This is a genomic window from Halomonas sp. BL6 (genome assembly GCF_006228115.1).
GTDB lineage: Bacteria > Pseudomonadota > Gammaproteobacteria > Pseudomonadales > Halomonadaceae > Vreelandella > Vreelandella piezotolerans.
Map to the genome: position 1 here is coordinate 576205 of NZ_VDGL01000002.1, position 19065 is coordinate 595269.

The window sequence follows — 19065 nt, forward strand, 5'->3', positions numbered from 1 at the left end:
GACTTCAATACCACCCTAACAGTCGCTCGCGCCCCCGTAGTTCGAAGCCTGTGTGGTCATATACACGCCGTGCGGGTGTGTTTTGCGCATCGACCGTTAAGCTCAGGCTCTGCGCCCCAGCCTCGGCGGCCAACGTTTGCGCATGGCCGATGATGGCTCTCCCCAACCCTTGGCCCCGCCATTCGGGCACCAGCCCCATCAGTTGCAGGCTCCAGTGTGAGGAAGAGGTGCCCAGTAACAATACCCCCACCTCTCGCTGCTGGTACGTCAACCCAAACCAATGCGATGGTTGAGACGACCCCGCCTGAGCCTGGAACCCCGCCAGCAAAGTCGTCACGGGCAGTGCATCGCGCAGCGCTGGGCAATCCAACGACGCTTCCCCCACCCGCGCCAACAGCGCATGCTGCTCAGCCAGAGGAAACATCGTGAACGGACGTAACCCCAGCGATGGCTGGGGAGCAACGGGAGTTTGGCATGTCCATACCCGATGCTCCAGCGTGGCCATGGCCCGCATTCCGCCATGAACCAGCGTTCTTTCCCATGCGTCCCACGGCGCGGGTAGTACCACGTGGCACAACGCGATGGGCTCGCGCCTTATCCACTCTCGTAGGGCGTTTAACAAGGGCAGCGCGGCATCGACGTGCTTGGGCAACCATAGCTGCGCCGTTTGGCTCGACAGCGGCTGCACCCAAGCAGCCGCGAGAATATGCTCGCCCGTCATGGCCACCCATAGGCCTCGCCAATCGGCCGAGCGGGCCGTGGTCAGGGCGTGCTGCAAATCCGCCTGCTGGGTAGCATTATGAACAGCTGCCAAATGCAGCAGCGCCTCGCGCCGACGGTGGTCGGAGCAGGGCCGAACGACAAGGTGGCTGAGTGGCGAACGACGTGTCATGTTAGATAACCGGGTAATATGAAATAGCCCCTATGAGTCAAGGAGGGTCCCCCTACGTTATGCGCCTGTTATTAGTAGAAGACGACCCCAGCTTAGCATCGGGAATTCGCATCGCCCTAAAACCCGAACACTATACGGTGGATCATCTTACCGATGGAGAGAGTGCGCTCAACGCACTCCAAAGCGAACCCTTTGATGCCGTCATACTGGATCTCGGTTTACCCAACGTGGATGGTATAGAGGTATTACGGACGATTAGACGTCACGGCAATCACGTGCCCATTTTAGTACTCACTGCCCGTGATGCCGTGGATCATCGCATTGAAGGACTCGATTCAGGCGCCGATGACTATCTCACCAAGCCATTTGAGGTGGATGAACTCAAGGCACGTTTACGCGCCCTGCTACGTCGTAGCCAAGGCCACACGAATGACGTGTTGAGATTTCGCGGCATTAGCTTGGATCCTCAATCGTTGATCGTGACCTATCAACATCAGACGATTCCCCTGTCACGTCGTGAACTCGCGTTGCTTCAAGAGTTTATGAGTCATCCAGGACGTGTTTTCACCCGCGATACGCTCACTCGATTGATTTATGGGTGGGAAGAGGAGGTAGAGAGCAACGCCATTGAAGTTCATATCCATCATTTAAGGCGCAAGCTATTTCCCGATGTGGTGCGAACGGTACGAGGGATTGGTTATGTCATGGATAAACCCGAGCAGGTAGCTCCATGACCTCCATTCGCCGTCGCACGTTAGGCCTCGTCCTACTCGTCTTTGGCATTAGCATGCTGATCATTGGCTATATCAGCTATCGCTATGCCGCTCGCGAAATCGAGGCGTTGCACGATAGGAGCTTGGCGCAAAATGCCGTGTTGCTAGAAGGACTACTTCAAGCCCCTTTGCCCGAATACGAACAGTCATTGCTGATTAGTAGCCTAGAAAAAGCCCTATCGGCCCCCCACCAACGTGTTACCTCTGCGACAGCTGACACCCTGCGTGAACTCGCCTTTCAATTGTGGGAAGAGGACCGTCTGCTTCTACGCTCTGCCAGCGGACCGAGCACGCCGCTGGTTCAGCAACCGGCTGGCTACTCGACGATCACGGTGGACGAGTACGAGTGGCGCGTGTACGTCCTGGATGTTCCTAACAGCCCCAAACGCGTGGTGGTCAGCGAGCGCGAGGACGTGCGCGGCGAGCTGATCAGCGCCGTGGCGCTTCGCACGCTGCTGCCCGACCTCATCGGGCTGCCCTTCCTGACGCTGCTGCTATGGTGGTCCATTGGCTGGGGATTGGCACCTTTGTCTCGCCTGGCAGAGCAGATTCGTAGTCGAGATCCGCACAATCTCAAACCATTACCGCTCTATCCGATGCCACAGGAGTTGGGCACCATCGCTGGCGCACTGAACAGGCTGTTAGAGCGGCTGCGTCAACTGCGAATACGCGAAAAACGGTTTATTGCCGACGCCGCCCACGAACTGCGCACCCCTTTGGCCGTGCTGGATCTTCACGCCCAGAATGCGCTAGCGGCCGATAACGCCGAAGATCGTGAAGCGTCGCTGCACTACTTGCGTAGCGGTGTCGCTCGCTCGACGCGTCTAGTGTCCCAGTTACTCACCCTGGCGCGCCTCGACCCCGAAGAGGAGCCGCTGCCAGAAATACGCTTCGCCAACGTGCTGCAGGAAACTCAGGAAACCCTGGCAAAGCTCTCGCCACTGGCCGCCGAACGCCAACAGCAGCTGCTGCTCAATGCCGATCAGCATGCCGACTGGCAGATGGAAGAGGAGCCTGGCGCCATCGAAACACTCATACAGAATTTGGTCGGCAATGCCATGCAACACTCCCCGGCTCAGAGCATCGTGACGGTGACGCTCGAAGCCGCTTCCCAGGGCATCACGATCATGGTCGATGACCAAGGTCCCGGCATCCCTGTCCAAGCACGCAGTCGGGTCATCGAACGCTTCCAGCGTGCAGGCCCGGGAGCAGGCGCGGGACTTGGGCTTTCCATCGTCGAGCGTGTGGTCAAACGCCACGAAGGCTTGTTGCGGTTGGAAGAGGCTCCAAACGGCGGCCTGCGGGTGAGAGCGGTCGTGGCAAGAGATGCGTTGACGCAGCGCCAGGCAAAAGAATGAGAAAAAATGTAACACGGGGGATGTCTTAAGATTGTGATAAGAATTCCGTGCAAATGTGAAGGTACAAAGCAGGCGCGTGGTGAATGACCTGCTTCTTCACAACCACGGAGGTACCCCTCGATGAACCAACTCATGCACTCACATAAGCCGCTCGTTCAGTTTGGTGCGACTCCGTTGCTCACGACGCCGACGCCCAAGCAGTTGACGCCCGATAGCCCGGCCATGTCGGTACTCACCGACTTTACTCATGTCATGCCGCAATCGATCGCAGGCGACACGCCCATCGATGACGCTCATCTGAAAATGCGCCATGGCGGTATTCGTTTACTATTCGTGATGGACAAACAGTCCCACTGCGTGGGCGTGCTCACCGCCAAAGAGGTCATCGGTACCCGGCGCATCAATCTGGCCATGCAGCAGCGTAACCTAGAGCGCTCCGAAGTGACCGCCGCCATGATCATGACACCCTGGGAGAAACTCAGCGCCATGCCGCTGGAGCAGCTCGCGTCGCTCACCATCGAAGACCTCGTCCTCTCCATGGAAAGCTTTACCGAGCAGCATCTGTTGATTACCGAGCGCAAGCCAAACCAGGAGCTCAGCGTAAGAGGCATCATTTCTGCCACTGATATCCAGTCGGCCATGGGCAGCCGTTTAAATACCCAACCACCCACGACGGTGGTTCCCATGGCGCGCAGCTTCGCCGATATCTGCCAAGTCATTACCGGCCACGACTTATAAGCCACCAAGGCGCGTGGTCTTAAGTGCCATGCCGCCTGTCGACATATAGGCTCCTAACGAAACGCCCCTTATCCAGCGATAAGGGGCGTTTTTATTGGCCTGCCTAACCAAACGGCTAGGCAGGATAGCCAACCGCCTTAGAAAAGACTGGCGTTGATCAGCAGGTGTGCCACGATACTGGCTACGTAACCTAACAAAATAGCGGGCACCCAGCGCAAATGCACCGCAAACGTGTAGATACCACGGGCTTGCCCCATCAGCGCTACCCCGGCAGCCGATCCCATGGAGAGCAGGCTGCCCCCCACACCGGCCGTCAGAGTGATCAGCAGCCAGTTGCCTTCCGACATATCCGGCGCCATGGAGAGCACGGCGAACATCACTGGAATGTTATCCACCACCGCTGAGATCAGCCCCAGCACGACGTTGGCCCACACCGGGTCCCAGCCGCCGTAAAGCGTTTCCGAAAGCAGGCTGAGATAGCCCATGAACCCCAGGCCACCCACACACATCACCACCCCGTAGAAGAACAGCAGCGTGTCCCACTCGGAACGGGCAATACGGCTGAAGATATCGAACGGCACCACGCTGCCTAGCTGTTCCAGCTTTTTCCAATCTCCGCGGCGGGAGTAACGCTCACGTTTGCGCTCCAGCGAACGGGGCAAACTGCGACGCAGGTAATAGCCAAAGAATTGCAGCAGGCCTAGACCAAACATCATGCCCATAGCGGGCGGCAGGTACAGAATCGAGTGGCACAGCACCGAGATCGCCACGGTGATCAAGAACAGTACGATGATGCGCCGGGCGCCCCGCTTCAACCACACGTTTTCGGTGAGCGCAGCGGGCTGACGATTGACGATGAAAAAGTTCATGATCACCGCAGGCACCATGAAATTCACGATGGCAGGTACCAACAGTGCAAAGAAGCCTTCGAAAGGCACCTGACCGGCTTGCCACACCATCAGTGTGGTGATATCGCCAAACGGGCTGAACGCACCACCGGCGTTGGAGGCCACCACCACGTTGACACAGCAGAGGCTGATAAACTTGTTATCCCCCTCGGCGACCTTTAGCACCACCGCACACATCAGCATGGCAGTCGTCATGTTGTTGGCGATGGACGAAATACCGAACGCCAAACAGCCGGTAATCCAGAATAGGCTCCGGTAGCTAAACCCCTTGCGCACCAGCCACGCACGCAGTGCATCGAACACACGACGCTCTTCCATGGCGTTGATGTACGTCATCGCCACCAGGAGGAACAGCAGCAGCTCGGTATACTCGAGCAGCGTCTCTTTGAAGGCGCTCTCTGCCTCATGGGGCATACCCGCTTGTACGTAGACCCACGCGACCATGGCCCAGATCAGGCCAGCGGCCACCAGAACCGGTTTGGATTTACGCATGTGGATGATTTCTTCACTCATGACCAGGGCATAGGCCAGAATGAAAATGGTCACGGAGGCAATACCGGCAAGCGAGGTGGTGAGATCGAGGGGGCCAGCAGCAGCAAAAGCAAGAGAGGGAAAAGCGAAGAGGCAGAGTGCGGTCAACAACCAAGCAACGCGGCAAGCGGGATGCCGAGTTGCAAGGACGTTAGGTGGTTTCATAGCAGCGTGATCCTGGCAGGGTTAGAGAGTACCGCCACGATCATAAGCACACTAACTATGTGCTGCAACGCAGCGATGGCGCATAAGATGCGGCCATTTGCCGCATCTTGTAAAGCGCTTTATTCATTCGATTGCAATTAATTGTGACGCTTCGATCATTCAACGGTCACGCTCTTGGCAAGGTTACGCGGTTGATCCACATCGGTGCCTTTCAGGACCGCCACATGATAGCTCAGAAGCTGCAGTGGCAAGGTATAGAGTAGCGGTGCTAGCGCTTCATGAACATTCGGTAGCTCCAAAACGTGAATATCGTCTTGGGAGTTAATCCCTACCTTTTGATCGGCAAATACGAATAGCTGTCCCCCACGGGCGCGTACTTCTTGGAGATTGGATTTTAGCTTTTCCAGCAGGTCATCGTTGGGGGCTACCGAGATGACCGGCATCTCGCTATCCACCAGCGCCAGCGGGCCGTGTTTGAGCTCGCCGGCCGGATAGGCTTCCGCGTGGATATAGGAAATCTCCTTGAGCTTTAGCGCGCCTTCTAAAGCAATGGGGTAGTGCGCCCCACGACCCAGGAAGAGCGCGTGATGCTTCTCTGCAAATGCCTGAGAAAGCACTTCGATCTGCCGATCGAGACCCAACACCTGCTGACAGAGCGCGGGCAGTGCCTGCAGGGCGCCAATGATCTCTGGCTGCGCTGGCTGGCCCTTTGCTTTACTGACCGATAGCGTCAGCAGCATCAGCGCAATCAACTGAGTGGTAAACGCTTTGGTCGAGGCGACGCCAATTTCTGGGCCCGCGCGGGTCATCAGCGACATGTCGGACTCCCGCACCAGGGAGCTTCCGGGCACGTTGCAGATCGCCAGCGAGCCGACATAGCTCAGCGTCTTGGCAAAGCGCAGCGCCGCCAGCGTATCGGCGGTTTCGCCCGATTGGGAGAGCGTGACGAACAGTGTCCCTTCCGGCACGACTGGGTGACGGTAGCGATACTCGGAGGCCACTTCGACCTGTACCGGCACCCCGGCGTAGCGCTCCAACCAGTAACGCGCCACCAAGCCTGCATGATAGCTGGTGCCGCAGGCAATGATATGCACCTGCCGGGCTTTCTGGAACAACGCCTGGGCCTCTGGCCCAAAACTTTCGACCAGTACGCTGTTGGCGCTCAGCCGACCTTCCAGAGCGGCTTCGATAACCTTGGGCTGCTCGAAAATTTCCTTGAGCATGTAGTGACGATACTCGCCCTTGCTGGCTGCGCCGTCGCCATGCTCGAAGGTATGCACCGGGCGCTCGGCCGTATCGCCTTGCCGATCGACGATGCGAAGGGCACCGCCCTCACGCAGCTCGACTACATCGCCCTCTTCCAGATAGATAAAGCGATCGGTCACCTGTAAAAGCGCCAGCGGGTCAGAGGCTAAAAAGGCTTCGTCGATCCCGACACCCACGACTAGCGGGCTTCCTTGGCGCGCGCCCACCACCACATTGGGTTCGGTCACGCTCATCACGCCCAGTGCGTAAGCACCGCCAAGACCATGCACGATCTCCTGCGTCGCCTCGAACAGCGTTTTGCCCGTAGCGAGTGTTTCCGCCAGCAAGTGGGCGATCACTTCGGTATCGGTTTCCGAAGTGAACGTGTAACCGCTACCTTGCAGCGTCTCTTTGATCTGCTCGTAGTTTTCGATGATGCCGTTATGAACCACGGCAACGGTATCGCTGCTGTGATGCGGATGCGCATTGGCCTCGGAGGGTTTACCGTGCGTGGCCCAGCGAGTGTGCGCAATACCGCTACTGCCCGGTAACGCCGCAATATCCAATCGTTCGGCCAGTGCCGAGACCTTACCCAAGGCACGGTGTCGCGTTAAGGCACCGTCGTTCAGCACCGTCATGCCAGAAGAGTCATAACCGCGATACTCCAGACGTTTGAGTCCTTCCAGCAAAATTCCCTGCACATTGCGTTGTGCAACCGCTGCGACGATGCCACACATAACTCTTTCTCCTAGGGCGTTTGCACGCCGCATTATTCAACGTGTCGATGCACTTATTTAGTCGTTTTCACCGGGCGCGGCCAGTCGGGCTTCTCTAGCTGTCGGCTGCGGGTCACGGCCAAGGCGTGCTCGGCGACGTCTTTGGCAATCGTGGATCCCGCGCCGACGGTGGCCCCTTTGCCCACCGTGACGGGTGCCACCAGCGCGGTATTGGAACCGATGAAGGCATTATCGCCAATCTCGGTGCGGTGCTTGTTTACGCCGTCGTAATTGCAGGTGATGGTGCCCGCGCCCACGTTCACATCGCGCCCCAGACGAGCATCCCCCACATAACTCAAATGATTGATTTTGCTTCCTTCACCCACGTCAGCGTTTTTGGTTTCGACAAAATTACCGACCTTGGCTTTGACCGCCAAGCGGGTTCCGGGGCGCAGCCGCGCGTAGGGTCCCACCTGGTTAAGGCCCGCCGCCACGGTCGTATCGACCACGCTGTGGCTGTGAATCTCGCTTTCCGCGCCGATGGTGCTGTCCTTGATGACGCAGTAGGGCCCGACCCGCACGCCTTCGCCAAGTTCGACGTTCCCTTCGAACACGCAGCCTACGTCGATGAAGACGTCGTGGCCGCAGGTGAGCTTACCGCGCACGTCGATGCGTGCGGGGTCGGCCAAGGCAACGCCTTGAGCCATCAGCGTCTCCGCCGTTTGCTGCTGGTAGGCACGCTCTAGACGGGCCATTTGCACGCGATTATTGACCCCTTCCACCTCTGTGGCAGCGTGTGGCTGTGCGGTGGCGACCTTGATGCCCTCACTGGCCGCCATGGCGATCACGTCGGTCAGGTAGTACTCTCCCTGGGCATTCTCTGCCGAGAGTTGGGGCAGCCAACGCTTCAGTTGAGCGCTGGTCATGGCCATGATGCCGGTGTTGCACTCGTTAATCGCCAGCTGCTCCTCATTGGCATCTTTCTGCTCGACGATCGCCACGGCGTGGCCCTCGACATCGCGCACGATACGCCCATAGCCACTGGGGTCTTCCAGCGTGACGGTGAGCAGGCCCATGTGCTGCTCATCCACCTTAGCCAGCAGGTCGGCCAACGTATCGCGACGAATCAGCGGTACGTCGCCATACAGTACCAACACGATACCGCTGCCCAACTGAGGCTGCGCCTGAGCCACCGCATGTCCGGTGCCTTTTTGCTCTTCCTGCAGTGCAAACGAGACATCATACTCCGCCAACGCGTCGCGAAGTTGGTCAGCACCATGGCCAATCACCACGTGGGTACGACTCGGATTCAGGCCACTGGCCGTTGCCAGTACGTGCTCTACCATGGGCTTACCCGCTAGCGTGTGCAGTACTTTGGGCAACTGAGAGCGCATCCGTGTGCCTTTACCTGCGGCTAAGATGACGATATCGAGGTCGTGCATGTCATTCACCTGTTTGCATTTGGCGATTCGCTGAGGAGGCCGTCCAGGGCTCGATGCCCAGTTCATCGATCAGCGCATCACCGAAATAGTTGACGAAGGCGGGGCTCGCCAAGCTACGCCAACGCTCCCCCTCACGTACTAACATCAAAATATTGAGGTTGTTTTCGACGGCCAGCTGCATACCCTGCTCGCTCCCCACGACGGTGAGCGCCGTGGCCCAAGCATCGGCCCAGGCATTGGAGGGGTGGAACACCGATACCGACGCTAGCTGATGCTTGATGGGCTGACCGGTTCGCGGATCCAGAAGATGAGAGAAGCGCTCGCCATCGACTTCAAAGTAGTTGCGATAATCGCCCGACGTGGCCACTGACATCCCCTCCAGCGCCAACACGTGCTGCGCTTCCGGCACGCCGCTTTGCGGCACTTCAATGCCGACACGCCAAGGCGTTTGATCTTCGATGTCCCGGTAACCGCGGGCAATCAGCCCGCCACCGATATTGACCAGGTAATTATCGATGCCCTGCTGATCCAGATACGCCGCCACGCGGTCGGTGGCGTGGCCTTTGGCGACGCCGGAGAGATCGGCAAAGACATCACGCAGGCGACGTGCTTGCATGCGCTGGGTATCGACTTCCACCGCATCGAAACCAATGGTGGCCATACGCTCGCTGAGTTCGGCATCGCTGGGCACCTCTTCGGGACGTGCCTCGGGCCCAAAGCTCCATAGATTCACCACATCGCCAATGGTGATATCGAAGGCCCCTTCGCTTGCTTCCGACACCGAACGGCTAATCGCCAGCACTTCGATCAGCTCGTTGGAGAGCGGCTGCCACTCCCCAAGCGGCGCTTCGTTAAAAGCGACCAGCTCGGAGTCGTCGCGGTAGGTCGACATGGCGTGGTCCACGTCTTCCATCTCGGCTAGGATGCCCTCTTCCAATGCGTTCGCGTCGCCCTGGGTGAGTGGGTCGACCAGAGTCATTTGATAATACGTACCAAAAATACCGCCCTCGAAGCGCACCGGAGACTCCAGTGGCCGATCACTTTCCGAACAGCCTGCCAATAGCGTGCCGAGCAGTGCCACGACGCCCAGTCGCCTACACGCGGTTTGATAGCCCTTCATCCGATGTCCTTCATTGAACGCGCGGGTTAGAAATGAAAAAACCAGAGTAGCCAGGCACCAAACAGCACGCGGTATACCACGAACGGCTGCATCCCCAGCTTTTTGATTACGACGAGAAAGTAGTGAATACACACGAAGGCGCTGATACCCGATAAAAGCGCCCCTATTAGCATAGCGGGTACGTCGATCGAGTGAGGCGCTTTGAAGAGATTCACCGCTTCGAGGCCACCGGCGAGCACGATGACGGGAATCGAGAGCAAGAACGAGAAGCGCGCGGCGCCTTCTCGATTCATGCCAACCATCAGCGCCGCGGTCATCGTGATCCCCGAGCGCGACGTACCGGGGATCAGCGCTAATACCTGAGCGCCGCCGATGATCAGCACGTCTTTTAGCGTCAACTGATACTCGCTGCGGATACCACGCTTTTTCCAGTCGGCGTAGCCTAGCAGTAAGCCAAAGCCGATCAGGCTAAGGCCGATGATCAGCGTCGAGCGCATGTAGCCTGCGATCAGGTCATGGAGAAGAAAGCCGACGATGCACACCGGCAAGGTGGCCACGACCACCCAAAACGCCAGACGCGCATCCTCATTGACGCCTTTGCCTCTTACCGCCGTGAGGCTGCTAGCGATCATTTGCCAAATTTCCTGGCGAAAATAGAGGACGACGGCGCTCAAGCTACCCAAGTGGAGTGCCACATCGAACGCGAGACCTTGGTCTTCCCAGGTGGTGAGCACCGGCACCAAAATCAGATGAGCGGAGCTGGAAATCGGAAGAAATTCAGTGAGCCCCTGCACCACCGCCAATACTACCACTTGGAGCCAATCCATAGGTCGTCCTGTCTATGTTCTGTGTTGCGTTATGAAATGAGGTCGTCTCACCTGCAGCGGCGCTTAGGATACACATCCCAACTTTCATTGTCCGCACCGGTAACGCCTGAGAATGCACAAGAGGGTATAGAGCTTGCCCGGCGGTAAGCTACAATGGGCATCTAATGGAAGTGTGCGTCCCTGCAGGTACCTCATGACTCAGACCGTAGAAACGCCAGTGGTTCCCAACCACGAGCTAGATAGCCAAGAAGCCAAGCGCGTGACCTATATCGGCGCTTGGCTAGACGGTTTCCTGAGCGTCATTAAAGTCGCTGTGGGCTTTTTGGTCGGTTCGGCAGCCCTCATTGCCGATGGTATCCATTCGCTCTCCGACCTCGTGACCGATGGGTTCGTGCTGGCAGCCATTCACTATGGCCGCCAAGAGCCCGATAACGACCACCACTACGGCCATGGCCGGATCGAAACCCTGACCACGCTGCTGCTCGGTAGCGTGCTGATTTTCGTGGCCGGGGGTATTGCCTGGTCGAGCCTGGATCGCCTGTTCAGCGGCACGGAGGTCAACGCCCCTGGCCTGATCGCCATTGCCATTACCGTTTTGGCCCTACTTAGCAAAGAGTGGATCTTCCGCTACACCATGCGAGTAGCAAAGCGGGTGAAATCCAAATTGCTGGAAGCCAACGCTTGGCACTCGCGCAGCGATGCCCTGTCGACTGCCGTGGTACTGGTGGCACTGGTAGGCGCTCAGTTTGGCCTGGGTTGGCTGGACGCCATCGCCGCGATCATCGTCGGGCTGTTGGTGGGTAAGGTGGGTTGGGATTTGTTGTGGGAGTCCGCACGCGAGCTGGTGGATACCGCGCTGCCCGAAGATATTCAGCAGCAGATGCACGACGTCGCCTGCAGCGTGCCGGGGGTGGATAGTGTCCACGACCTGCGCACTCGCCAGTCTGCCGGGTGGGTGATGGTGGATCTGCACGTGGTGGTCGGGCCGAAGATCACCGTGTCGGAAGCCCATGAAATCGGCAACGAAGTGAGCCGTCGCCTGCGCCATGAATTCCCACTGCTGACCGACGTCATCTTTCACGTCGACCCAGAAGATGACGCTGGTGAAGGCGACCCGAGCCGCCTACCCGGCCTGCCGCTGCGTCCAGAAGTGGAAGCGGCGCTGAACGAGCGATGGTACCGCCATCCGGTGTGGCGCACGCTGAATGACCTACAGCTTCACTACTTGGACGATAAGGTCTCGGTGTCGCTGATCATTGGCGACGCCGTTCACCAGCCGCCTCAGTGTTTGGCGAGCCAGCTCAAGGCGCTCGCCAGCGACATCGAGTGGCTGGGTCATGTGGAGGTCATGTTCATCACCCGGGCGGCCAGCAGCGCCATGCGCTAGGCTACCCTAACCCAGATCAGACGCCGGCAAGTATGGCCGTTGCAATACTGAAGTAAATCAGTACGCCGGTGGCGTCGATCAGCGTGGTCACCAGCGGAGCCGAGGCCGTCGCGGGGTCTACTTTGAAGCGCTCCAAAACGAACGGCAAGCACATGCCGATCAAGCTGCCAAACAGCACGATGGTCACCATGCTGAGCGCCACGATGATGGCCACCGCTTCCCCGCCACGAAAAATCCCAATGGGGGCGACGGCAATGGCCATGGTCAAACCCAATGAACCGGCCACCAACAGCTCACGCCCAAGCATCTTGCTCCAATCCTTCACACCTACGTCGCCGGTGGCCATGCCGCGCACCATCAGCGTGGCGGCCTGCGCACCGGCATTACCGCCGCTACCGATCAGCAGCGGTAAGAAAAATACCAGCGCCACCTGAGCAGCAATGGTCTCCTCGAAATAAGCGATGCCCGCCCCCGAAAAAAGGTTGGCAAAGACCAGCAAGACCAGCCAAAACACGCGTTTGCGGTAAAGACTCCACAGCGGTACCCGGCTCACGCCATCCTCTAGCTGACCGATGGACATCCCTTTGTGGATATCTTCGGTGGCTTCCGACTCAGCGACGTCCATGGCATCGTCGTGGGTGACGATCCCTACCATACGCCCATCGGCATCGATCACCGGCAGCGCCAGCAAATCGTAGCGGGCCACGATACGCGCCACCTCCTCCTGCGCTTTGTCCACAGGCGTGTTGATGACGTCTTTAATCATGATGTCGTCGACCACTGCCCCAGGACGCGCGACCATGAGTTGACGCAGCGACATGGTGCCGATCAGATGGCCGTCGCTGTCCAACACATAGAGCTGGTAGACCGTTTCCGCATCGGGCGCGGTTTGGCGCACGCGCATCATTGCTTGTGACACCGTCATGCCACTGGCTATGGCAACATAGTCAGAGGTCATGATGGCGCCGGCAGTGCCCTCTTCATAGCTCGCCAAGCGCTTGAGATCCTCGCGCTCCTGGTGCGCCATACGACGCAACAGCGCTTCGCGACGGTCTTCCCCAAGCCGGTTGAACAAATCCGCCCGCTCATCGGAGCCCATCTCTTCGAGCAGCTTGAGCACCTGGGTATCGGACAGTTCACCTACGACCTCGAGCTGGCTCTCTTTGGGTAGATAGCCCAACACATTGGCGGCTCGTTCGGTGGAGAGAATGTCCAACACCGTCAAAGCGGCGCTTAACTCTTCATCTTCTTCGATCAGCTCTTCGAGCACTTCGCCGATGTCAGCCGAGCGGATTTCGGCGAGGCGTTCCGCCAATTGCGACTTACTGGGATCTTCCTTGACCAGCTCATCGAGCAGCTCGGTCTTCAACGCCTGTAAGGCTTCTTCGTTTAGCGCCATCGCCCGCTCCTAAGACGTTCAACTCTGGGATAACTCACCCGCATATTAACAGACAAAAAAAAACGCCCCTTAAACCCTGAATCGGGTTTAAGGGGCGTTTGATTACGCAGAGCGTCTAACTAGCCTTTACCCGCCTTTTTACGCAGCTGCTGAATCGTTCGCAGCTGAGCAACGGCTTCGGCAAGTTCAGCGGCAGCACGGGTATAATCCAGCTCCGCTGACTTCTCGTTAAAGGCTTTCAGCGCCTGCTGACGCGCTTCCTCGGCAGCGGCCTCGTCGAGGTCGCTGGCACGCGCCGCAGCGTCTGCCAGGATCGTCACGACATCTGGCTGGACTTCCATGAAGCCGCCAGAGACAAAGAAGTTCTCTTCCTTGCCATCATCGTGGATCACGCGGATCGGGCCCGGCTGAAGCTCGGTCAGCAGCGGGGCGTGCCCCGGCAAAATGCCGAGGTCACCCATAATCCCGGAAGCAATCACCTGCTCAACCTTACCTGAGAAGATGGATGCTTCTGCGCTGACGATATTGCAAGTGAAGCTATTCGCCATAGCGAATCCCCCTAATGGACGGGATTACTTCTTCATCTGGTTGGCTTTTTCGACAGCTTCGTCGATGGAGCCGACCATGTAGAAGGCCTGTTCCGGCAGATCGTCGTAGTCACCCGCGAGGATGCCCTGGAAGCCACGAATGGTGTCTTTCAGCGACACGTACTTACCGGGCGAGCCCGTGAAGACCTCGGCCACGAAGAACGGCTGCGACAGGAAGCGCTGGATCTTACGCGCACGGGCAACGGCCAGCTTGTCTTCGTCAGACAGCTCGTCCATACCCAGAATCGCGATGATGTCCTTCAGTTCCTTGTAACGCTGCAGAACGTTCTGAACGCCACGCGCTACGTCGTAGTGCTCTTCACCGACGACCAGCGGATCCAGCTGACGCGAGGTGGAGTCCAGCGGGTCGATCGCGGGGTAGATACCCAGCTCGGCGATGGAACGCGCCAGTACCACGGTCGCATCCAGGTGCGAGAAGGTGGTGGCTGGCGAGGGGTCGGTCAAGTCATCCGCCGGGACGTAAACGGCCTGTACGGAAGTGATAGAGCCCGTTTTGGTCGAGGTGATACGTTCCTGCAGAACGCCCATCTCTTCGGCCAGCGTCGGCTGATAACCTACCGCAGACGGCATACGACCCAGCAGGGCGGATACTTCGGTACCGGCCAGGGTGTAACGGTAGATGTTGTCGACGAACAGCAGAACGTCGCGGCCTTCATCACGGAATTTTTCCGCAATGGTCAAACCGGTCAGCGCCACGCGAAGACGGTTACCGGGCGGCTCGTTCATCTGACCGTAGACCAGCGCTACCTTGTCGATAACGTTGGATTCGGTCATTTCGTGATAGAAGTCGTTACCCTCACGCGTACGCTCACCGACACCAGCGAAGACAGAGTAGCCGCTGTGCTCGGTGGCGATGTTGCGGATAAGCTCCATCATGTTAACGGTTTTACCAACACCCGCACCGCCGAACAGACCGACCTTACCGCCTTTCGCGAAAGGGCAGACCAGATCGATGACCTTGATACCGGTCTCGAGCAGCTCGTTAGACGCTGCCTGATCGGCATAGCTCGGCGCTTTGCGGTGGATCGGCATACGCTCTTGCTCACCGATCTCACCTGCTTCGTCGATCGGCTCGCCGAGTACGTTCATGATGCGACCCAGCGTTTCCTTACCGACCGGTACGGAAATCGCGGCACCTGTGTTGGTTACGTCCAAGCCACGTTTCAAGCCCTCGGTGGAGCCCATGGCAATGGCGCGTACTACGCCGTCGCCCAGCTGCTGCTGGACTTCGAGGATGGTCTCAACGTTGGAGACCTTCAGCGCGTCGTAGACCTTGGGCACAGAGTCCCGCGGAAACTCTACGTCAATCACCGCGCCGATGATTTGTACGATACGTCCGCTCATCTTGGTTCCTCTCAAAAACCTGCAAATGAAACCTGTTTGCCGGGAGCCACCTTAGCGATGGCAGGCTCCCTTGGCGTTATACGGCTGAAGCGCCGCCGACGATCTCGGAAATTTCCTGGGTGATGGCGGCCTGACGGGCCTTGTTGTACACCATTTCCAGATCGTCGATCAGGTTGCCCGCGTTATCAGTGGCACTCTTCATAGCGATCATTCGGGCGGCCTGTTCGCACGCACCGTTTTCGACTACCGCCTGATACACCTGCGATTCGATGAATCGAACCAACAGGCTGTCTAGCAACGCCTTGGCATCCGGTTCATACAGGTAGTCCCAGCTTCCGGGACGGGCGTTTTCTTCGTCATGCTTAGCGTCAGCGCCCATGTCAGGCGACAGCGGAAGAAGCTGACGCACGACGGGCCGCTGGGTCATGGTGTTGACGAACTCGTTATACACCACGTACAGACGATCCAGGCGTCCTTCGTCATACGCTTCGAGCATGACCTTGACACTACCGATCAGACCCTCGACGGTCGGTGCTTCCCCTAGTCCGCTCTTGGCCGCAATCAAGTTGCCGCCATAGTTGCGGAAGAAAGCACCGGCTTTCGAACCGAGGGCACAGAAGTCCAGCTCAGCGCCTTGCTGTTTCCAGGCAACGGCGTCTTTCACCACTGCCTTGAACAGGTTGACGTTCAAGCCGCCACACAGGCCACGATCGGTGGAGACCACAATGTAACCAACACGCTTTACCTCGTTACGCTCGACCATATAGTCGTGCTTGTACTCGGGGTTCGCGTCGGCAATGTGGCCTACCACGTTACGAATCTGCTTGGCGTACGGCTGGCCAGCCTTCATCAGATCTTGCGCTTTACGCATTTTCGATGCAGCCACCATTTCCATGGCGCTGGTAATCTTCTGCGTATTTTTAATGCTCCCGATCTGGGTGCGTATCTCTTTTGCAGCTGCCATAGCGATCTACCTTTCGTTCGTGGCTCTCAGAAAGCATGCAAGCCCGCCCGTAGGCGGGCCGGACATTACCAGCTCTGAGTCGCCTTGAACTTCTCGAGACCTGACTTCAAGCCGTCCTGAATCTCACCGTTGTAGTCGCCGGTCTGGTTGATCTTATCGAGCAGCTCGCTGTGCTCGGACTTCATGTAGTCGTGCAGGGCACGTTCGAAGTCCAGCACCTTGTCGACGCTCACATCGTCCAGGTGACCTTCGTTAGCGGCGTACAGAGACAGCGCCATTTCCGCCACTGACATCGGCGAGTACTGCTTCTGCTTCATCAGTTCGGTCACGCGTTGGCCGTGCTCGAGCTGCTTGCGCGTCGCTTCATCAAGGTCAGAGGCAAACTGCGAGAACGCCGCCAGTTCACGATACTGAGCCAGGGCCAGACGAACACCGCCCCCCAGTTTCTTGATGATCTTGGTCTGCGCAGCACCACCGACACGAGAAACCGAGAGACCTGCGTTGATCGCGGGACGAATACCGGAGTTGAACAGGTTGGTTTCCAGGAAGATCTGACCATCGGTGATAGAGATAACGTTGGTCGGAACGAACGCCGATACGTCACCACCTTGTGTTTCGATGATCGGCAGTGCGGTCAAGGAACCGGTTTTGCCCTTCACTTCGCCGTTGGTGAACTTCTCGACGTAGTCGGCGTTGACGCGAGCGGCACGCTCCAACAGACGCGAGTGGAGATAGAACACGTCACCCGGGTAAGCTTCACGGCCCGGCGGACGACGCAGCAGCAGCGATACCTGGCGGTAGGCAACGGCCTGCTTGGAAAGATCGTCATACACGATCAGTGCGTCTTCACCGCGGTCACGGAAGTACTCGCCCATGGTGCAGCCAGAGTAAGCGGCCAAGAACTGCATCGGTGCCGGGTCGGCAGCGCCCGCGGCCACGACGATGGTGTGATCCATCGCGCCGTGCTCTTCTAACTTGCGCACCACGTTGGCAATGGTCGACTGCTTCTGACCGATGGCGACGTAGACACAGGTCACGCCTTTGCCTTTCTGGTTGATGATCGCATCGATGGCAATGGCGGATTTACCGATCTGACGGTCACCGATGATCAACTCACGCTGACCACGACCGATCGGTACCATGGCGTCGATGGATTTCAGACCGGTTTGGATCGGCTCGTCAACGGACTGACGGGTAATAACGCCAGGCGCCACTTTTTCGACCGCGTCAGTCTGTTTGGCGTTGATGTCGCCTTTGCCGTCGATGGGGTTACCCAGCGCATCGACCACACGACCCACCAGCTCCGGGCCTACCGGCACTTCCAGAATGCGACCGGTACACTGGGCGGTCATGCCTTCTTCGAGCTGCAGGTAGTCACCCAGGACAACGGCACCCACGGAGTCACGCTCCAGGTTGAGTACCATGCCGAAGATGCTGTTGGGGAATTCGATCATTTCACCGAACATCGCGTCTTCGAGGCCGTGAATTTTCACGATACCGTCGGAAACGCTGACGATGGTGCCCTGATTACGGGCTTCGGATGCGACGTCAAGCTTCTCGATTCGCTGCTTGATGATGTCGCTGATCTCGGAAGGATTCAGTTGCTGCATGCCATGTCCCTCAGACTCAAGCGGTCAGCGCTTCGGAAAGTCGGTTCAATCGACCACGCACCGAACCGTCAATGACGGTATCGCCGGCACGCAGGATGACACCGCCAATCAGCGCCTTGTCCACCTGAGTAGTAATGGAGATTTCGCGATTCAGACGTTTCTTGAGCGCGTTTGCTAGCTTGGTCTGCTGTTGGCTGTCCAACTCGTAGGCGGACGTGACCAATACCTCGACTCGCTGCTCATGATCGGCACGCAGGTGCTCGAACTGTTCAGCGATGAAAGGCAGAGCCAACAGACGACCTTGGTCGGCCAGGGTATCCAGAAAGCGCGACACGTCGGTGCTCTGCTCCGGCAACATATCAGAGAGCAGAGCGACCTTTTTGTCGTTCTCGAGCTTTGGACTGCCCAGCAGGCGACGTACATCGCTGTTGGCAACCGCTGCGCTTAAAAAACCCAGCGCTTTGGACCAGCTATCAAGCGCCTCATGATCACGCGCGTATTCAAACGCCGCCTTAGCGTAAGGACGAGCGACGGTCAATAATTCCGCCATGGGTCACCTCCTTACAGTTCAGCAGCAAGCTCATCAAGTAACTTGCGATGTGCTTTCTCGTCGACCGAAGCTTCAAGGACACGCTCGGCACCTAGGATGGCGAGGTGAGAAACCTGGGCACGAAGCTCGTCTTTTGCACGATTCACTTCTTGCTCGATTTCGGAACGAGCGCTTGCCATCAGGCGTTCGCCTTCAGCGCGAGCCTGTTCGCGTGCTTCTTCGATCATTTGAGCAGAGCGCTTGTTGGCTTGCTCGAGAATTTGAGAAGCCTGCTCCTTGCTTTCACGCAGCGTTTGCTCAGCACGCTCTTGAGCAAGCTCAAGGTCGCGCGTCGCACGGCTGGCTGCGTCCAAGCCATCAGCAATTTTCTTCTGACGCTCGTGAAGCGCGTTGCTGATCGGAGGCCACACATACTTTATGCAAAACCAGACAAAGATCGCGAAGGCGATCGTCTGCCCGATAAGCGTCATGTTGATATTCACAGGGAT

The 19065-nt window shown here is 58.1% G+C and carries 17 protein-coding genes; 4 read left to right on the forward strand and 13 right to left on the reverse strand.

Annotated features, from left to right (window positions below; all coding sequences use genetic code 11):
• Positions 1-4: 4 nt before the first annotated feature.
• Positions 5-892: an N-acetyltransferase gene (locus FHJ80_RS06260; protein WP_139526146.1), complete on the reverse strand. Its 888-nt coding sequence runs from the start codon at positions 890-892 to the stop codon at positions 5-7.
• A 59-nt stretch (positions 893-951) separates the two neighbouring features.
• Between FHJ80_RS06260 and FHJ80_RS06265 the strand changes: the two genes are divergently transcribed.
• The 3 genes from FHJ80_RS06265 to FHJ80_RS06275 all read left to right on the forward strand — a co-directional run bounded on the left by FHJ80_RS06265 (position 952) and on the right by FHJ80_RS06275 (position 3761).
• On the forward strand, positions 952-1626 hold the full coding sequence (locus tag FHJ80_RS06265; RefSeq protein WP_139526147.1) for a response regulator transcription factor: 675 nt from the start codon (positions 952-954) through the stop codon (positions 1624-1626).
• Positions 1623-3023 (forward strand): ATP-binding protein, encoded by a 1401-nt coding sequence (locus FHJ80_RS06270; RefSeq protein WP_139526148.1) that lies wholly within the window; start codon positions 1623-1625, stop codon positions 3021-3023. Before FHJ80_RS06265 ends, FHJ80_RS06270 begins: the two co-directional genes overlap by 4 nt.
• Positions 3024-3143: 120 nt before the next feature.
• Positions 3144-3761 carry a CBS domain-containing protein gene (locus FHJ80_RS06275; protein WP_058577344.1) on the forward strand — a complete coding sequence of 206 codons (618 nt, stop codon included), beginning with the start codon at positions 3144-3146 and terminating at the stop codon, positions 3759-3761.
• 137 nt (positions 3762-3898) lie between these two features.
• Here FHJ80_RS06275 and nhaD read toward each other — a convergent pair whose 3' ends face one another.
• From nhaD to FHJ80_RS06300, 5 genes are all read right to left on the reverse strand, one after another.
• Positions 3899-5365 carry a sodium:proton antiporter NhaD gene (nhaD, locus tag FHJ80_RS06280; protein WP_058577343.1) on the reverse strand — a complete coding sequence of 489 codons (1467 nt, stop codon included), beginning with the start codon at positions 5363-5365 and terminating at the stop codon, positions 3899-3901.
• 155 nt (positions 5366-5520) lie between these two features.
• Positions 5521-7347: a glutamine--fructose-6-phosphate transaminase (isomerizing) gene (glmS, locus tag FHJ80_RS06285; RefSeq protein WP_139526149.1), complete on the reverse strand. Its 1827-nt coding sequence runs from the start codon at positions 7345-7347 to the stop codon at positions 5521-5523.
• Positions 7348-7400: 53 nt separating this feature from the next.
• Positions 7401-8768, reverse strand: coding sequence for a bifunctional UDP-N-acetylglucosamine diphosphorylase/glucosamine-1-phosphate N-acetyltransferase GlmU (gene glmU / locus FHJ80_RS06290; RefSeq protein ID WP_139526150.1), 1368 nt, complete (start codon positions 8766-8768; stop codon positions 7401-7403).
• 1 nt (position 8769) lies between these two features.
• Complete coding sequence (locus FHJ80_RS06295; RefSeq protein ID WP_139526151.1) at positions 8770-9888, reverse strand: FAD:protein FMN transferase; 1119 nt, start codon at positions 9886-9888, stop codon at positions 8770-8772.
• Positions 9889-9914: 26 nt separating this feature from the next.
• Positions 9915-10715 (reverse strand): undecaprenyl-diphosphate phosphatase, encoded by an 801-nt coding sequence (locus FHJ80_RS06300; RefSeq protein WP_058577339.1) that lies wholly within the window; start codon positions 10713-10715, stop codon positions 9915-9917.
• A 193-nt stretch (positions 10716-10908) separates the two neighbouring features.
• Between FHJ80_RS06300 and FHJ80_RS06305 the strand changes: the two genes are divergently transcribed.
• Entirely contained in the window at positions 10909-12102 is a 1194-nt protein-coding gene (locus tag FHJ80_RS06305) for a cation diffusion facilitator family transporter (protein WP_058577338.1), read from the forward strand.
• Between the two features lie 16 nt (positions 12103-12118).
• On the opposite strand, the gene mgtE is transcribed toward FHJ80_RS06305, so the two are convergent.
• From mgtE to FHJ80_RS06340, 7 genes are all read right to left on the reverse strand, one after another.
• Positions 12119-13501: a magnesium transporter gene (gene mgtE, locus FHJ80_RS06310; protein WP_058577337.1), complete on the reverse strand. Its 1383-nt coding sequence runs from the start codon at positions 13499-13501 to the stop codon at positions 12119-12121.
• A gap of 119 nt (positions 13502-13620) precedes the next feature.
• A complete protein-coding gene (locus tag FHJ80_RS06315) occupies positions 13621-14049 on the reverse strand; it encodes a F0F1 ATP synthase subunit epsilon (protein ID WP_044628606.1) in 429 nt (142 codons plus the stop codon).
• Positions 14050-14073: 24 nt separating this feature from the next.
• Positions 14074-15453, reverse strand: a complete 1380-nt coding sequence (gene atpD / locus FHJ80_RS06320; protein ID WP_058577336.1) for a F0F1 ATP synthase subunit beta — start codon at positions 15451-15453, stop codon at positions 14074-14076.
• Positions 15454-15529: 76 nt separating this feature from the next.
• Positions 15530-16417: a F0F1 ATP synthase subunit gamma gene (atpG, locus tag FHJ80_RS06325; RefSeq protein WP_058577335.1), complete on the reverse strand. Its 888-nt coding sequence runs from the start codon at positions 16415-16417 to the stop codon at positions 15530-15532.
• Between the two features lie 65 nt (positions 16418-16482).
• Complete coding sequence (gene atpA, locus FHJ80_RS06330; RefSeq protein WP_058577334.1) at positions 16483-18027, reverse strand: F0F1 ATP synthase subunit alpha; 1545 nt, start codon at positions 18025-18027, stop codon at positions 16483-16485.
• A gap of 16 nt (positions 18028-18043) precedes the next feature.
• Positions 18044-18577, reverse strand: a complete 534-nt coding sequence (locus tag FHJ80_RS06335) for a F0F1 ATP synthase subunit delta (RefSeq protein ID WP_058577333.1) — start codon at positions 18575-18577, stop codon at positions 18044-18046.
• An 11-nt stretch (positions 18578-18588) separates the two neighbouring features.
• Positions 18589-19059, reverse strand: coding sequence for a F0F1 ATP synthase subunit B (locus FHJ80_RS06340; protein WP_044628601.1), 471 nt, complete (start codon positions 19057-19059; stop codon positions 18589-18591).
• Positions 19060-19065: the final 6 nt, after the last annotated feature.

What these genes read in the sequence shown, in the direction of transcription:
- FHJ80_RS06260 (WP_139526146.1), bottom strand. Translation starts at nt 892, where the DNA reads ATGACACGTCGTTCGCCACTCAGCCACCTTGTCGTTCGGCCCTGCTCC.
- FHJ80_RS06265 (WP_139526147.1), top strand. Translation starts at nt 952, where the DNA reads ATGCGCCTGTTATTAGTAGAAGACGACCCCAGCTTAGCATCGGGAATT.
- FHJ80_RS06270 (WP_139526148.1), top strand. Translation starts at nt 1,623, where the DNA reads ATGACCTCCATTCGCCGTCGCACGTTAGGCCTCGTCCTACTCGTCTTT.
- FHJ80_RS06275 (WP_058577344.1), top strand. Translation starts at nt 3,144, where the DNA reads ATGAACCAACTCATGCACTCACATAAGCCGCTCGTTCAGTTTGGTGCG.
- nhaD (WP_058577343.1), bottom strand. Translation starts at nt 5,365, where the DNA reads ATGAAACCACCTAACGTCCTTGCAACTCGGCATCCCGCTTGCCGCGTT.
- glmS (WP_139526149.1), bottom strand. Translation starts at nt 7,347, where the DNA reads ATGTGTGGCATCGTCGCAGCGGTTGCACAACGCAATGTGCAGGGAATT.
- glmU (WP_139526150.1), bottom strand. Translation starts at nt 8,768, where the DNA reads ATGCACGACCTCGATATCGTCATCTTAGCCGCAGGTAAAGGCACACGG.
- FHJ80_RS06295 (WP_139526151.1), bottom strand. Translation starts at nt 9,888, where the DNA reads ATGAAGGGCTATCAAACCGCGTGTAGGCGACTGGGCGTCGTGGCACTG.
- FHJ80_RS06300 (WP_058577339.1), bottom strand. Translation starts at nt 10,715, where the DNA reads ATGGATTGGCTCCAAGTGGTAGTATTGGCGGTGGTGCAGGGGCTCACT.
- FHJ80_RS06305 (WP_058577338.1), top strand. Translation starts at nt 10,909, where the DNA reads ATGACTCAGACCGTAGAAACGCCAGTGGTTCCCAACCACGAGCTAGAT.
- mgtE (WP_058577337.1), bottom strand. Translation starts at nt 13,501, where the DNA reads ATGGCGCTAAACGAAGAAGCCTTACAGGCGTTGAAGACCGAGCTGCTC.
- FHJ80_RS06315 (WP_044628606.1), bottom strand. Translation starts at nt 14,049, where the DNA reads ATGGCGAATAGCTTCACTTGCAATATCGTCAGCGCAGAAGCATCCATC.
- atpD (WP_058577336.1), bottom strand. Translation starts at nt 15,453, where the DNA reads ATGAGCGGACGTATCGTACAAATCATCGGCGCGGTGATTGACGTAGAG.
- atpG (WP_058577335.1), bottom strand. Translation starts at nt 16,417, where the DNA reads ATGGCAGCTGCAAAAGAGATACGCACCCAGATCGGGAGCATTAAAAAT.
- atpA (WP_058577334.1), bottom strand. Translation starts at nt 18,027, where the DNA reads ATGCAGCAACTGAATCCTTCCGAGATCAGCGACATCATCAAGCAGCGA.
- FHJ80_RS06335 (WP_058577333.1), bottom strand. Translation starts at nt 18,577, where the DNA reads ATGGCGGAATTATTGACCGTCGCTCGTCCTTACGCTAAGGCGGCGTTT.